The sequence below is a fragment of the Actimicrobium sp. CCC2.4 genome (assembly GCF_034347385.1).
GTDB lineage: Bacteria > Pseudomonadota > Gammaproteobacteria > Burkholderiales > Burkholderiaceae_D > Actimicrobium.
On record NZ_CP133777.1, the window covers coordinates 3130868 to 3144452 of the forward strand.

Annotated in this window: 11 protein-coding genes; 10 read left to right on the plus strand and 1 reads right to left on the minus strand. The window is 58.7% G+C overall.

What is annotated here, in order from left to right:
* Positions 1-109: 109 nt before the first annotated feature.
* The 10 genes from hpnC (at position 110) to RHM62_RS14405 (ending at position 12110) form a co-directional block, all read left to right on the plus strand.
* Positions 110-919: a squalene synthase HpnC gene (gene hpnC, locus RHM62_RS14360; protein WP_322122759.1), complete on the plus strand. Its 810-nt coding sequence runs from the start codon at positions 110-112 to the stop codon at positions 917-919.
* Positions 920-1001: 82 nt separating this feature from the next.
* The gene (gene hpnD / locus RHM62_RS14365; RefSeq protein ID WP_322122760.1) at positions 1002-1835 is read left to right on the plus strand and encodes a presqualene diphosphate synthase HpnD; all 834 of its coding nucleotides are present in this window, start codon (positions 1002-1004) and stop codon (positions 1833-1835) included.
* Positions 1832-3151, plus strand: a complete 1320-nt coding sequence (hpnE, locus tag RHM62_RS14370; protein WP_322122761.1) for a hydroxysqualene dehydroxylase HpnE — start codon at positions 1832-1834, stop codon at positions 3149-3151. Before hpnD ends, hpnE begins: the two co-directional genes overlap by 4 nt.
* Before the next feature lie 220 nt (positions 3152-3371).
* Positions 3372-4949, plus strand: a complete 1578-nt coding sequence (locus RHM62_RS14375; RefSeq protein WP_322122762.1) for a glycosyltransferase family 2 protein — start codon at positions 3372-3374, stop codon at positions 4947-4949.
* Positions 4950-4951: 2 nt separating this feature from the next.
* Positions 4952-5980 carry a polymer-forming cytoskeletal protein gene (locus RHM62_RS14380; RefSeq protein WP_322122763.1) on the plus strand — a complete coding sequence of 343 codons (1029 nt, stop codon included), beginning with the start codon at positions 4952-4954 and terminating at the stop codon, positions 5978-5980.
* Positions 5977-6954, plus strand: coding sequence for a hypothetical protein (locus tag RHM62_RS14385; protein ID WP_322122764.1), 978 nt, complete (start codon positions 5977-5979; stop codon positions 6952-6954). The genes RHM62_RS14380 and RHM62_RS14385 overlap by 4 nt, the downstream gene beginning before the upstream one ends.
* Positions 6955-7230: 276 nt before the next feature.
* Positions 7231-8406 (plus strand): non-hydrolyzing UDP-N-acetylglucosamine 2-epimerase, encoded by a 1176-nt coding sequence (gene wecB, locus RHM62_RS14390; protein WP_322122765.1) that lies wholly within the window; start codon positions 7231-7233, stop codon positions 8404-8406.
* On the plus strand, positions 8396-9217 hold the full coding sequence (locus RHM62_RS14395) for a YaiO family outer membrane beta-barrel protein (RefSeq protein WP_322122766.1): 822 nt from the start codon (positions 8396-8398) through the stop codon (positions 9215-9217). Before wecB ends, RHM62_RS14395 begins: the two co-directional genes overlap by 11 nt.
* A 5-nt stretch (positions 9218-9222) precedes the next feature.
* Positions 9223-10062 (plus strand): hypothetical protein, encoded by an 840-nt coding sequence (locus RHM62_RS14400; protein WP_322122767.1) that lies wholly within the window; start codon positions 9223-9225, stop codon positions 10060-10062.
* 203 nt (positions 10063-10265) lie between these two features.
* Positions 10266-12110, plus strand: coding sequence for a polysaccharide deacetylase family protein (locus tag RHM62_RS14405; protein WP_322122768.1), 1845 nt, complete (start codon positions 10266-10268; stop codon positions 12108-12110).
* Between the two features lie 81 nt (positions 12111-12191).
* Here the strand turns inward: RHM62_RS14405 and radA are convergent, their stop codons facing one another.
* Complete coding sequence (gene radA, locus RHM62_RS14410; protein ID WP_322122769.1) at positions 12192-13574, minus strand: DNA repair protein RadA; 1383 nt, start codon at positions 13572-13574, stop codon at positions 12192-12194.
* Positions 13575-13585: the final 11 nt, after the last annotated feature.

Here is a 13585-nt window from a genome sequence, read left to right on the forward strand (position 1 = left end):
CTTCTTGTACCGCTGCGAGCTTAAAACAATTACTGACCAATCAGTTAGTAATTATTACAAAAGTCCGTCTGAATTTTTAAACCGCCCTTCTGGCCCGGAGAAAACCTGCATGGCCGTCGATCATTACGAAAATTTTCCGGTTGCCTCCATCCTGCTGCCAGCGCGGCTTCGCCCGGCCGTCGAAGCCATTTATGCGTTCGCCCGCAGCGCCGATGACATCGCCGACGAAGGCGATGCGAGACCGGACCAGCGCATCGCGGCACTCGATGCCTACGAAGCGCAACTTGACCTGATCGCCGCCGGAGGCGTACCGACCGAAGCGCTGTTTCGCAAGCTCCATGGCATTGTGCAGGCGTGGCAATTGCCACTGACGCCGCTGCGGGACTTGCTGTCAGCGTTCCGGCAAGATGTCGTGACGACCCGCTACGCCGATTTCACGACGCTGCTTGATTACTGTCGACGCTCGGCCAACCCGGTCGGGGCGCTGATGCTACATCTGTACGGCGCGGCCGACGTGCGCAATCTGGCGCAATCGGACGCCATCTGCAGCGCGCTACAGCTGATCAACTTCTGGCAGGACGTCGCCATCGACTGGCAGAAATCGCGCATCTATTTGCCGATGGAGGATCTGGCCCGTTTCGGGGTGGACGAAACCCGGCTCGACGAACAGCGCGTTGATGGCGCCTGGCGTCAATTGATGGCCTTCGAAGTCGAGCGCGCCCGCGCGCTGCTGCTGGCCGGCGCGCCGCTCGCCCTGCGCCTGCCGGGACGGATAGGCTGGGAATTGCGGCTGGTGGTGCAAGGCGGATTGCATATCCTCGCCGCCATCGAAGCCGCGGATTACGACGTCTTCCGGCAGCGTCCCACGCTGCGCAAGGCAGACTATCTGCGCCTGCTGTGGCGGGCGCTGCGGATGTAAATACCAGCGGTATCGACATAAGATTTGTCGGTATCGCCACTGTCGGCTAGCATAGCGGCTTCGATTCCTGCCCGGCGCATCCATGTCCCCAGACGAGTACTGTCAACAAAAAGCCGCCCAGAGCGGCTCCAGTTTTTATTACAGCTTTTTGTTCCTGCCGGCCGAGCGCCGGCGCGCCATCACCGCCCTGTATGCGTTTTGCCGCGAGGTCGATGACACCGTCGACGAATGCACCGATGTCGGCATTGCCCGCACCAAACTGCACTGGTGGCGCAGCGAAATCGGCGCGATGCTGACCGGCACGCCGACCCATCCGGTGACGCTGGCATTGCAACCCCACATGGCGACCTACCAGCTCGATGGCCAGCATTTGCTCGCCATCATCGATGGTATGGAAATGGACCTGGACCAGACCCGGTACCTCGATTACATCGGACTGCAGCGCTATTGCTGGCATGTCGCCGGCGTGGTCGGCATCCTGTCGGCCAGCATCTTCGGCTATACCGACAAGCAAACTTTGCAGTACGCCGAAAAACTCGGGCTGGCATTTCAGCTGACCAACATCATCCGCGACGTCGGCGAAGACGCCCGTATCGGCCGGATCTACCTTCCCGTCAATGAACTACAGCAGTTCGGCGTGACCGCCGCGGACTTGCTCGCGGCCCGGCATAACGACCAGTTCGAGAACCTGATGCGCTTCCAGGTACGCCGCGCCCAGGCCGCCTACGACGAAGCCTTCGCGCTACTGCCGGCGGCCGACCGACGCAGCCAGCGACCGGGTCTGATGATGTCGGCGATCTACCGCGCCCTGCTCTCGGAAATCGAACTCGATGGCTTCCATGTCCTGAACCAGCGTATTTCGCTGACGCCCATCCGCAAATTGTGGCTGGCCTGGCGTACCTACATTCGCGGATGACAGCCGCCGCGAGACACACCGCCGTCATTGGTGCCGGCTGGGCCGGCTGCGCTGCGGCCGTCGAACTGGCTGCGGCTGGTCGCGTGGTCACGCTCTTCGAAGCGGCACGAACGCCGGGGGGTCGAGCGCGTCAGGTCACCTTCCACGGCTTATCACTCGATAATGGCCAGCACATCCTGCTGGGCGCCTATCGCGAGACGCTGCGCCTGATGCATCAGGTCGGCATCGATCCCGATACCGCGATGCTGCGCCTGCCACTGCAAATGCGCTATCCGCCGGGAACCGGCATGAACTTCGTTGCGCCGGCCTTGCCGGCCCCATGGCATCTGGTCGTCGCGCTGTGGCGTGCCAGCGGCCTGACCCGCACCGACAAGCTCGCGCTGATGCGTTTTTCGTCGGCCGCACGCTGGATGGACTGGCACCTCAATACCGATTGCAGCGTCACGGAACTGCTGGCGCGTTTCGACCAAACGGCAACGCTGGTGCAGCTGATGTGGCGGCCACTATGCATCGCCGCACTCAATACCCCACCGGAACGGGCTTCGGCGCAAGTGTTCCTCAATGTGCTGAAAGACAGCCTCGGTGCGCGCCGCGCCAGCTCCGACATGCTGCTGCCACGCTGCGATCTGAGCAGTCTGTTTCCGCACCAGGCCGCACAGTACGTCGAACAGCGCCATGGCCGGCTCCTGGCCGGCACCCGTATCACCGGTATCGTGCGGCAAGACCATGGCTGGCAACTGACCAGCGCCGGAGCCACGCACAATGCCGATGAGATCGTGCTGGCCACCGACAGCGGGAATGCCGCCACATTGCTTGCGCCGCTGGCAGACATCAGCGTGCTGCAGGCGCTGAACCATGAGCCGATCACGACCTGCTATCTGCAATATCCTCCCGACCGACGTCTGCCCGAGCCATTCCATGCCCTCGTCGATGATCCTCAACAGCAGCACTGGGGTCAGTTCGTCTTCGATCGCGGTCAGCTCGATGCCCGCCATGACGGCCTGTTTGCTGTCGTGGTCAGTGCCTCGACCGAGGCCATTGCGGCCGGCCAGACCACGCTGGCAGCGGCGATCGCGCAGCAACTGGCGCAGGCGTTTTCCCGTCCCGAACTGACAGTGCCGATATGGAGCCAGGTGATTTCCGAAAAACGTGCCACGTTCAGTTGCACACCCGGCTTGCTACGCCCGGATAACCGAACCGCATTCGCCAACCTGATGCTGGCCGGTGATTACACTGCCAGTGCGTATCCATCCACGATCGAATCCGCCGTACGCAGTGGCGTGGCCGCCGCCGGGGCGTTGCTGGCACGCGACTAATGGCCGCCAGCAGGCCTGCCCTCTACTAGCTTGCAGGCGACGTCTTCGCGACGCGTCTAGCCCCTTCTTCTCTTTTGAGTTCATTTGTTGATTGTCAAGGAATGCGGTCATCTGCCGCATACACTTTTCGCATGTTTTGGCCTTGCATCAAGTAGTCCGTCATGCACGCGGACAGGAGCCAAAGCCCGTCCTATCAAAAAATACTCAGGGAAGCGCACACATGCACCAACACTCCGATGCTGTCCGGGTCTTATTTGCGCGCGCGCTCATTGTGCTCGCAGCACTGCTGATCGCCTTGCCATTGCAGGCACAAACGACATCCTCACCAGCGAACGACACACCGTCTCCTGTTCAGATCGAGATTCCGAGCACAGCGCAGCTCGGTGCGGTCACTGATGGTCCGGTTGGGCTGACTCTGCCAGAGTCGCAAGATCCGGGACGGCTCGAAGGCGGTATCGCCCAGGTCGACAATCTTGACAACTTGCCCGCTCGCACGATCAACATCGGCGACGCCATGCCAACCCTGAGCGACAGGCCGCTCGTCGCGATGATGGCGGCATTGCTGTTCATGATCGTGCTGATCATGGCGCTGTACGGCGTTCGCCATTTCATCTTCACGATCAGCAGACTGTTTGGAAAGCAACGCCATCCTTACATCGATATCGACCAGGCGGACTGGCCGATGATTACGGTATTCATCGCTGCCCACAACGAAGAAAAAGTCATTGCCGGCTGCATCGAAGCACTCCTCGACACCAACTATCCGGCCGACCGGCTCAAAATCGTACCGGTCAACGACCGCTCGCTGGACCGTACCCGTGAAATTATTGACGGTTATGTTGCGCGCTATCCCGGACGCATCACGCCATTCCACCGACTGACCGGCAAGGCCGGCAAAGCCGCTGCACTGAAGGATGCACTGGCCTATGTCGAAGGCGACATCGTCATCATCTTCGATGCCGATTACGTCCCCGGTCGCGGCTTGCTCAAACAACTGGTGGCACCTTTTTTTGACCCCGAGGTCGGTGCCGTGATGGGTCGGGTCGTGCCGATGAACGCCGGTACCAACCTGCTCACCCGCATGCTGGACCTCGAACGTGCGGGCGGCTACCAGGTCGATCAGCAAGCCCGCATGAACTTGCGCCTGTTGCCACAATATGGCGGCACCGTCGGCGGGGTGCGCTGCTCTGCCGTGCACGCAGTCGGTGGCTGGCACGACGACATCCTCGCCGAGGATACCGACATTACCTACCGCCTGATGCTCAACGGCTGGAAGACGGTCTACACCAACCGCTCCGAATGCTACGAAGAAGTCCCTGAGGACTGGGGCGTACGCATCAAGCAAGTCAAGCGCTGGTCCAAAGGGCATAACCAGGTCATGGTGCGGTACTGGTACAGCTTCCTCACCAGTCCGTATCTGAGCTTGCGCGAGCGTGTTGACGGCATGCTGTTGCTGCTGGTTTTTATCGTTCCGCTGCTACTGCTGTGCGGCTGGTTCATCGTCCTGGCCTTGTACTTCGCCAATGCCGGCTCGCTGCTCAATCGACTGATCCCCGCCTTTGCCTTGATGACCTTCAGCACGCTCGGTAATTTCGCCGCCTTTTTTGAAATCGCGATCGCGGTGCTACTCGACGGTAATCGCAAGCGCTTGCGCCTGCTGCCATTCAATCTACTGTGTTTCTTCATTAGCCTGTTTGCCATCTCCCACGCCTCATGGAGCCTGTTCGTTGACTGGCTCTTCAAGCGTGAAATGGTGTGGGACAAGACCGTTCGCTACCGCCAACCACCGGTGCCTTGATCATGAATTCCACTCTCGCCCTATTGCTTTTCTGCCTGTTGTGTCTCGCCATGCTCATGCTGCCGTTCATCCCTGCAGTCAGTGAATGGCGCACTCCCAGAGATCATTCGCCGCTGCCGATTTCACGTCAGTACGCCAATGAAATCGACTATTTCACACATCAATTTCGCAACGACGCACTTGCTGACATCGCCGGCGCGCGCGCCGACGGCAAATTCGATTACGTCAATGGCCCGCCGGAACAAATGTCCTGGATGGATGGCACCCGGCCGCTGATCGGACTAGAGGTAGTCCACTCCGCTGCCGGGATTCGCTGCAACCGGCCACTTTATTTGCATGCCGATCTCGACTGCGGTGACAACAGCAGCCTGACCAGTGTCCTGTCAAACGGAACGATACAGCTCGGCAGTAACGGCGAAATCCTTGAATGGGGTCATGCCGACGGATCGATCACGCTTGGTGCGGGGTGTGTCGCGTTGCGTCGACTGTCCTCGGAAGTGAGCATCGAACTCGGCGGCCGCTGCTGCTTCGAAAGGCTCAGTGCGCCAACGATACGCCTGGGAAAAACAACGGCAACGGCACCAAAAAAACTGGTCAGCCATATGCCGGCCAGCCTCAATGATTTGCCCGGCGCGATACGCCGGACCGACACGCTCACCCTGGTCAAAGGAAACTGCCGACTGGCCGATGGCCATCACTACACCGGATCGCTCATTGTCACCGGCAATCTCACCATCGGTCATCACACAGTCGTCAACGGTAACGTCAAGGTGCGCAATGCGGTACAGGTCGGCCGATCTGCCTGCATTACCGGGTCTCTGATCTGTGAAAACCGTATCGATCTGCGCGACAACGCTACCGTTGCCGGACCGCTGATCTCCGAAACCGACATCGTTCTCGGTAGTGGCACCACCATAGGACGCGTCGATGCGCCCACCACAATCAGTGCCGACAATCTAGTCGCAAAAACCGGCGCGATTGTGCATGGTGCCATCTGGGCAAGGAAAGTCGGCGTCGTGTGGGAGCCATGATCCGTCGCTGGCTGATATCTGCGCTGCTGTTGCCATTTCTGTCGTCGCCGATCGTATTGCAGGCAGCACCGGGATTGGAGTTGAGGGGATTTGCGGAAGGATCGGGGGCCATCATGATCCTCGAAACGGGGAGCGTCATTGATCCGTATTTCACGCTGCAGGCGTTGTTGCTGGCCCATGAAAATGGCCTGGACATCTCTGCCTATGCGTCGCAATGGGTCAACTGGCTGATTGCACGACAGCGTCTTGATGGCAGTTTCGATCGCTACTGCCGCATCGGTCCGGTCTGGCTGGCTTGCCGGGGAGCCGATGCAGACGACGCATTGCTGGCGATCTGGCTCAAGTTCCTCGACACGATGCCAGCGCAACTCAATAGCCAACCGGCATGGCGCAAGAGTCACGACGCCGCTAGCAAGACGCTGGCCACGCTGCTCGACCGGAAACGCGGCATCTATCTGGTATCGCCAACTTTCCAGCAGGGGCTGTTCATGGACAACCTCGAGGTCTGGTCCTACCAGACTGCGCGCACCGGACTGGCTGCAAGCGTGGGCGCACGTGAGTTCGCTAGAGCAATCCGCAATACCTTCTGGTACGCACCTTCAGGGCGCTTTCTCGTGTCGACCCAACCGGAACAAAAAACCATGTTGCCCGGATTCTATCCGGACTACGTCGCTCAACTATTCCCGCTGCTGGTGGACTATCCGCTGCTACCCGACGAGACCGGCAGCTATTACCGCGCGTGGATGAAGCAACACCGCACGCTCTGGCTTAGCCAGGTCAGCCATGACTATGCATGGGGATTGATCGCCTACGTCGCCCTGAAACAAAACGACAAACCCTCAGCGCAATGCTGGCTGCGCGAAGCACTGCCGTATCAACAAACCGGCCACTGGACCGTGACTGACGAAGTCATTGCGCAGATTTTGCAAAAAAAGGGATTGCTGCCAGCGGCCGCGAATGTTGGCTGCAACTGACGGTGTTTCCGGCTAACCATGACGTAGCACCAGCTCCATCTACACAACTTAAGTGGATAGATAGTCACCATGACTTTTATCAAATAGAGCCAAAAACTCAAATGCTATAAAAGCGCAACGCTTAAAAAGAGTCAGGTTTTTCACCAGTCCCGACCCGAAAATCAGCCCTGCGACTTCTGCCCATGCGCCGCGCAACAAGGATAGAAGGTCGGCCGGAATCGATCCATCGAACAACGACTATCCATCGCAACCCAACCCATCAACTTTCCTTCACTCATGCAAAAAAAAACTTTTCTTACTTGCCTAGGAACACGGCCGGAAATCATCAAGATGGCCCCCGTTTATAAGGCACTGCAAGCTCGCGGACAACACGTACAAATCATTCATACCGGACAACATGAGGCCGTTGCCCACGAACTGTACCGCTTCTTCGATATGCCCCCGGATATCGTCATCAACCTGCAGCGCAAGTCGTCCGCACTGGCGCATCTGACGTCGGCACTGACTGACGGACTTGCGGACGCCGTACGGTCGCTGCAACCCGATGTCATCCTGGTCCAAGGCGATACCAGTTCCGCATTCGTCGGTGCCCTGACCGGCTATTACGACGACATCCCCGTCGCCCATGTCGAAGCCGGCCTGCGTACCCATCAGCGCGATCCCTTCCCCGAAGAAAAAAATCGCGAGTTGATCGGCCGACTGGCGCGCTGGCATTTCCCGCCAACCAAACAGGCCAGGGACAACCTGCGTGCAGAAAATATCGCCAACGACAATATCTTCATGGTGGGCAACACGGTGATCGATGCGGCCCTCTGGACCCGTGACCGTTTGCAACATGCCGCGGGCGAAAACAACCCGGCTATCCCGGAAAATGCACGGACATTCCTGCGCCAGTATCGCGACGATCGACTCATCCTGATCACGGCACACCGACGCGAAAACTGGGGTGCACCAATACGCCAGATCGCGCAAGCGGCAGCGGCCATCGTCGCCCGACATGATGGTGTGGTTGCACTGTGGCCAGTCCACCCGAATCCGGCGGTGCGTAGCGATGTCGAACGTGAAATCTCGGCACTTCCACCGAACGTCAGAGAACGCATCTGCCTGACTGACCCGCTCGACTATCCGGCGCTCATTGATTTGCTGGTGCGCTGTCATTTCACGCTGACGGATTCCGGCGGTATCCAGGAAGAAGCCTCGGCCTTTGCAAAGCCGGTTTTGATCGCCCGCACGAGCACCGAACGCCAGGAACTCGTCGAGGCCGGAGGTGCTTTGCTGGTTGGCACTGACATTGCCTTCATCTGCGAACAGGCGCGTCTATTGCTCGATGACAGCGCGACCTACCGACGCATGCAAGTCCATCAAAGCCCCTTCGGAGACGGCCATGCGGCACAGCGAATCGCTGCGATTCTGGCACCGGCCCCTTCTCACGGAGCCGAAATTGCCAGCTAACTTTTACCGGAGTTGCCACGCCATCGCCTTGTTTGGACTAGTAGCACTGCCAGTCCACGCCGAAACAAGCCAGACTGCGCCGCCGGATGTGCTGTTGCGACCGGCACTGCGCGCATTCGAAGTCACCACTGGCACCCAGCAACTGACTGGCGGTTATTCGTCGTGGCACCACCTCACCGTCCGGGGCGTAATGGAACAGGGCAGGCACTTACTGCAAGGGGAACTGTCAAGCAAGCGCGAATACGATACCGGCGGCACCTTCGCGGGTCTGACCGACACCATCACCCTGGACGACCGGTGGTTTGCCAGTGCATCGATCGGGCTTGGCGATGGTGCTTTCTACTTACCCCGCTATCGCGTTGATGGCTTTCTCTACAAAAAATGGTTACCTGAAAAAAACTTCATCAGTTCGATCGGACTTGGCTATTACGACGCACCCGACGGTCATGTCGACCGCAGCCTCAGCTTGGGCGGAGCGTGGTATTTCGAACAGCCGCTGGTGCTGGAAGCCGGGGTGCGCTTCAATCGCAGCAGTCCCGGCGCTGTGATGACGCGTCAGCAGTTTATCGCCACCAGCTACAACCCCGATCCACGTAATGCACTGTCGGCACGCGTAGCCTGGGGCAATGAAGGCTATCTACCATTGACGCCGGACACCAGCCTGGTGAACTTCAATAGCCAGGAGGCCAGTCTGGCGTGGCGCCGCCGGATCAATCAGAACTGGGGGGGCAGCATCAGCATTAGTCATTACCGCAACCCGACCTACGAACGTAGCGGCATTGATATCGGCTTGTCGCGACATTTCGATTGAGTAATATGCAAAATCAAAAAGACTCCCTTTCCGCACCACTACAAATGCGCAACGCGGCCATCGTATCCGCCGCGCGCGCTATCCAGGAAGCCCGCCAGCACCACGCGACGGCGGGCCAGCATCGTGCTCTGCGCCGACTCACCGCCGGTCCGTCCGTGATTGCGCAGGCGCTTTTGCTACCGACCGTAGTTTGTACGTTGCTGCTGCTTGGCGAGCCATTCATCCTGAACTTCTGGCGTGGCTGCATCCAATTCTGGCTGACACGCCTCGATATCCCGCTCTATGCCGAACAGCAGACGATGGCAATGAAGACCTTGAATTTTGAGTGGATAGGTGCGGCCAACGCATCGTACATGCCGAGTTTCACGACCAAGCTCGCGTCAGCAATGACCACCTTCGTCGTGTTTGCGCTGACTTCAAACATGCACAAAGACAAGTTACCGTTGCAGTACCTGTTACGCATCGTCTGTGTCGTCCAGGCGCTTGCCCTGCTGTTTTTCTGGTACGCACCATCACAATTCCCGTATTCGATTCCGGATCACATGCGCGACATCGTCAGCATGGGAAGCATGCTGATGCTGGCGATACCGGTAATGCTGGCAATCGGCTATTACCTGCTGGACTTGAGCCTGACCGCCAAAATCACCCACACAATGTTCATCCTGAGCTACTTCATCCTGATGATTCCGCACAAGGTCGTCTTGCATACGCTGATTCTCTACAAGATGTCGCTGCTCTACATGCCCGTGCTCTACATCTGCCTCGGTGCTGTCTTCGACATGCTGTTGTTCGTCGCGCTGTATTCCTGGACCGTCAGCATGGTGCCGGAGGAGATCACCCGATAGCCGGAGGATTCCGGATATTTATAGTCAGACCAGCGTCGAGTACCACGCTGATCTCCCACCCGGAATTGCGACGCCGAATCGCGATCGAGATGCCAATTCACCCGCCGATCACTCCGGAAATAGTCTGGTCGATATGCCGGCAAGGAGGCGCACAGCGTCTGCGTAAGCCAGGCAGCCTCATTAATTAAGACAAGGAATTTCGCTTGAAAATCACTAAAAACGGCTGGATATTGCTCGTCATCGCAGCGCTTGCCAGCAGCACGCTGGCCTATGCCATTTGGCCGTCATTCGATCAAAAACGCACATTGGCCTTGCTGGTGGCGGACGGAACCGATGCCGATATCGAAAAAATCTGGCAGCAGGCCGCGCTGGAAGAAGGCATCAAGCTCGAAATCGTCACGGCCAGCCAATTCCTGCGAGCCCGTCCATCCGATCAGAAAAACTATGCGGGGATCGTCGTGCCGGACAAACTACACCGGCGTGCTTCCGCGTATCTGACCGACACGCTGCGGGATTATGTTCGCCAGGGCGGCAAACTCATGCTGGTCTTTGACGCGCTGACCTATGACCTCAGCGGGGCCTATGCTCCTGTCAGTGCGCGACTGTCTGATGTCGCCGGCGTGGAATATGCCATGTACGAAAAATTCGGCAAGGCAGTCGTGCGGGCCAGTCCGGTGATTGGTACCAGCGAGTCCGTCTTAAGCATTGGCATCCCGCCCGGCCGGACCCAGGTGGAGCAGCCGGTCTCGTGGAACAATCAGAAATTCGATCACTGGATGACCACCTATCGCTACGACGAACTGAAATATCCGCTATTCCAGACAGGGATCGTCTCTCCTGATACCAAGGTGCTGATGCTGACACCGGAGGCTCATGTGGTTGCTGCCAGACATCGGCTTGGCAAGGGCGAAACCCTTTTCATTAACCTGCCGCTCGGCTTGCTCAAGAACAGTACCGATGGCTTGCTGATGCACGCATTTTTGCGTTATTTTTCGGATGACTTTGTCGGTCTGCCACGTTTGTTACCCGCACCGGATGGGGTTGGCGGACTCATCTTGAATATTCACGTGGATAATGGTTCTGCCATCAAGAGCCTTGCGACGCTGCAAAAAATGGGAATCTTCGATCAGGGGCCCTACTCGATCCACTTCACGGCCGGCCCCGACGTCAACCAGTTTGGTGATGGCTTCGGCATGGATGTCGTACACAACGAGAAGACCCAGCAGTGGATACGGTATTTGCAGGCGCGCGGCAATGCCATCGGCAATCATGGAGGCTGGATCCATAATTATTTCGGCACGCGCATCAACGATACGAACAGCAACGAATATGAAAAATATCTCGTCTACAACAATGATGCGATGCGCACTGTCACCGGTCGGCCCATTACCGAATATTCGGCACCGATCGGCAACCACCCGCGTTGGGTCACCGACTGGATCGGCCAACATGGCGTCGAAACCTACTACACCACGTCCAACCTGGGCATGGGCCCGACGCGCATGTTCCAGAATAATGCGCTCATCGACAAACACACCTGGTCGATCCCGATCACACCGTTCGGTCGCATTGCGTCGTTCGAAGAAGCTATGTTCGCCAAGCAGCCCGCCGGTCCGATGACCGACTGGCTCGTGGCACTCACCCGATTTGTAGCGTCCAACAACACCATCCGCCAGATTTATTGCCACCCGATCGGTGTGCCGTATTACGCCGACTCGATGCATGCGTTGCTCGATACGGCAAAGTCGCTTCAGGAGCAACACAAGTTCAAATGGCGCACGATGACCGATGTCGCGCGCTTCATGACGCGCAGGGAGGACGTGGAATGGAAGTTAAGCGATCAGGGTAGCGGCCTTGAATTGAAAGCCAGCCATCCCACCTCATTGGCACAAATGGCCTGGCGGCTTCCGGCAGCCATCTGCCACAAGCCGCAAGTTACCCGCGGCAAAGGCAGCGTCAGCAAACAAGCCGATGGCAACTGGCAGGCCACTGCAGAAGATGGCCGGGAGTTTACCGTGACTTGCGCCAAAGAGAGCAGTGCCAGCTAGCAGGCGGCACCATCGCGACGGTACAAGAAAGGTAGTTACGTGCGCGACTGCCGGCAAGACAGAAATGGATTGCCGCAGCGGTCAAAGGGCAGCATCGCGAATTTTTTCCAGCGCCTCGTCAATGCGCTCGACGGCGATGATGGTCAAGCCTTCGACCTTGCCTTTCGGCGCATTCGCCTTCGGGATCATCGCGATTGAAAATCCCAGCTTGGCGGCTTCGCGCAAGCGCTCCTGTCCGCGCGGCGCCGGACGGATTTCACCGGCCAGACCGACCTCGCCAAATACCACCAGACCGCGTGGCAAGGGCTTGTTGCGCAATGAGGACTGGATCGCCAGCATCACGGCCAGGTCAGCCGCCGGTTCGGTGATCTTGACGCCACCGACGGCGTTGATGAAGACATCCTGATCGAAGGCTGCCACGCCGGCATGTCGATGCAGCACGGCGAGTAACATCGCCAGCCGGTTTTGATCAAGTCCCACCGACAGACGCCGGGCATTCGGCGCATGCGAAGTATCGACCAGCGCCTGTATCTCGACCAGCAAGGGCCGCGTTCCCTCTTGCGTCACCATCACGCAAGAGCCCGGAACCTGGTTATCGTGCTGCGACAAGAACAGGGCCGAGGGGTTGGACACACCCTTCAAGCCCTTCTCGGTCATCGCAAACACGCCCAGTTCATTGACCGCGCCGAAACGATTTTTAACCGCGCGGACCAGCCGGAAACTGGAGTGGGTATCGCCCTCGAAATACAGCACCGTATCCACGATGTGCTCCAGTACACGCGGCCCTGCCAGTGCACCCTCCTTGGTGACATGCCCGACCATGATGATGGTCACGCCGGTCTGCTTGGCAGTACGCGTGAGTTGCGCCGCACATTCACGCACCTGCGCCACCGACCCCGGTGCCGAACTGAGTGCATCCGAATACACCGTTTGAATCGAATCGATCACGGCGACGTCGGGCTTGTGTTCGGCCAGCGTGTACAGGATTTTTTCGAGCTGGATTTCGGCCTGCAACTGCAGGTCTTTGGCGTCAACCGCCAGTCGCTTGGCGCGCAACGCAATCTGTGCACCCGATTCCTCGCCACTGACATACAGCACCTTCTTGCTGCGCGAGAGATTGGCCAGCGCCTGCAATAACAGCGTCGATTTGCCGATGCCCGGATCGCCTCCGATCAGCACCACACCGCCCGGCACCAGGCCGCCGCCAAGCACACGATCGAATTCTTCGATACCGGTGCCAAAGCGTGGCACCTCGACAGCCTCGATATCGGCCAGCGACAGCACCGGGGCAGTCTGCGCCAGGCTCACGGGCGCGGCCTGCTGCGACAAGCGGTTGATGCCGGCGCTTTCGATCTGGGTTTCAACGAGCGCATTCCATTGCCCGCAGGACGGACACTGGCCCGTCCACTTGTTGCTGATGCCACCGCATTCGCTGCAGGTGAAATTGGTTTTTGCTTTTGCCATGGGACCCGTAT

Excerpts from the sequence above, each read along its gene's own strand:
- hpnC (WP_322122759.1), top strand. The coding sequence starts at position 110 with ATGGCCGTCGATCATTACGAAAATTTTCCGGTTGCCTCCATCCTGCTG.
- hpnD (WP_322122760.1), top strand. The coding sequence starts at position 1,002 with ATGTCCCCAGACGAGTACTGTCAACAAAAAGCCGCCCAGAGCGGCTCC.
- hpnE (WP_322122761.1), top strand. The coding sequence starts at position 1,832 with ATGACAGCCGCCGCGAGACACACCGCCGTCATTGGTGCCGGCTGGGCC.
- RHM62_RS14375 (WP_322122762.1), top strand. The coding sequence starts at position 3,372 with ATGCACCAACACTCCGATGCTGTCCGGGTCTTATTTGCGCGCGCGCTC.
- RHM62_RS14380 (WP_322122763.1), top strand. The coding sequence starts at position 4,952 with ATGAATTCCACTCTCGCCCTATTGCTTTTCTGCCTGTTGTGTCTCGCC.
- RHM62_RS14385 (WP_322122764.1), top strand. The coding sequence starts at position 5,977 with ATGATCCGTCGCTGGCTGATATCTGCGCTGCTGTTGCCATTTCTGTCG.
- wecB (WP_322122765.1), top strand. The coding sequence starts at position 7,231 with ATGCAAAAAAAAACTTTTCTTACTTGCCTAGGAACACGGCCGGAAATC.
- RHM62_RS14400 (WP_322122767.1), top strand. The coding sequence starts at position 9,223 with ATGCAAAATCAAAAAGACTCCCTTTCCGCACCACTACAAATGCGCAAC.
- radA (WP_322122769.1), bottom strand. The coding sequence starts at position 13,574 with ATGGCAAAAGCAAAAACCAATTTCACCTGCAGCGAATGCGGTGGCATC.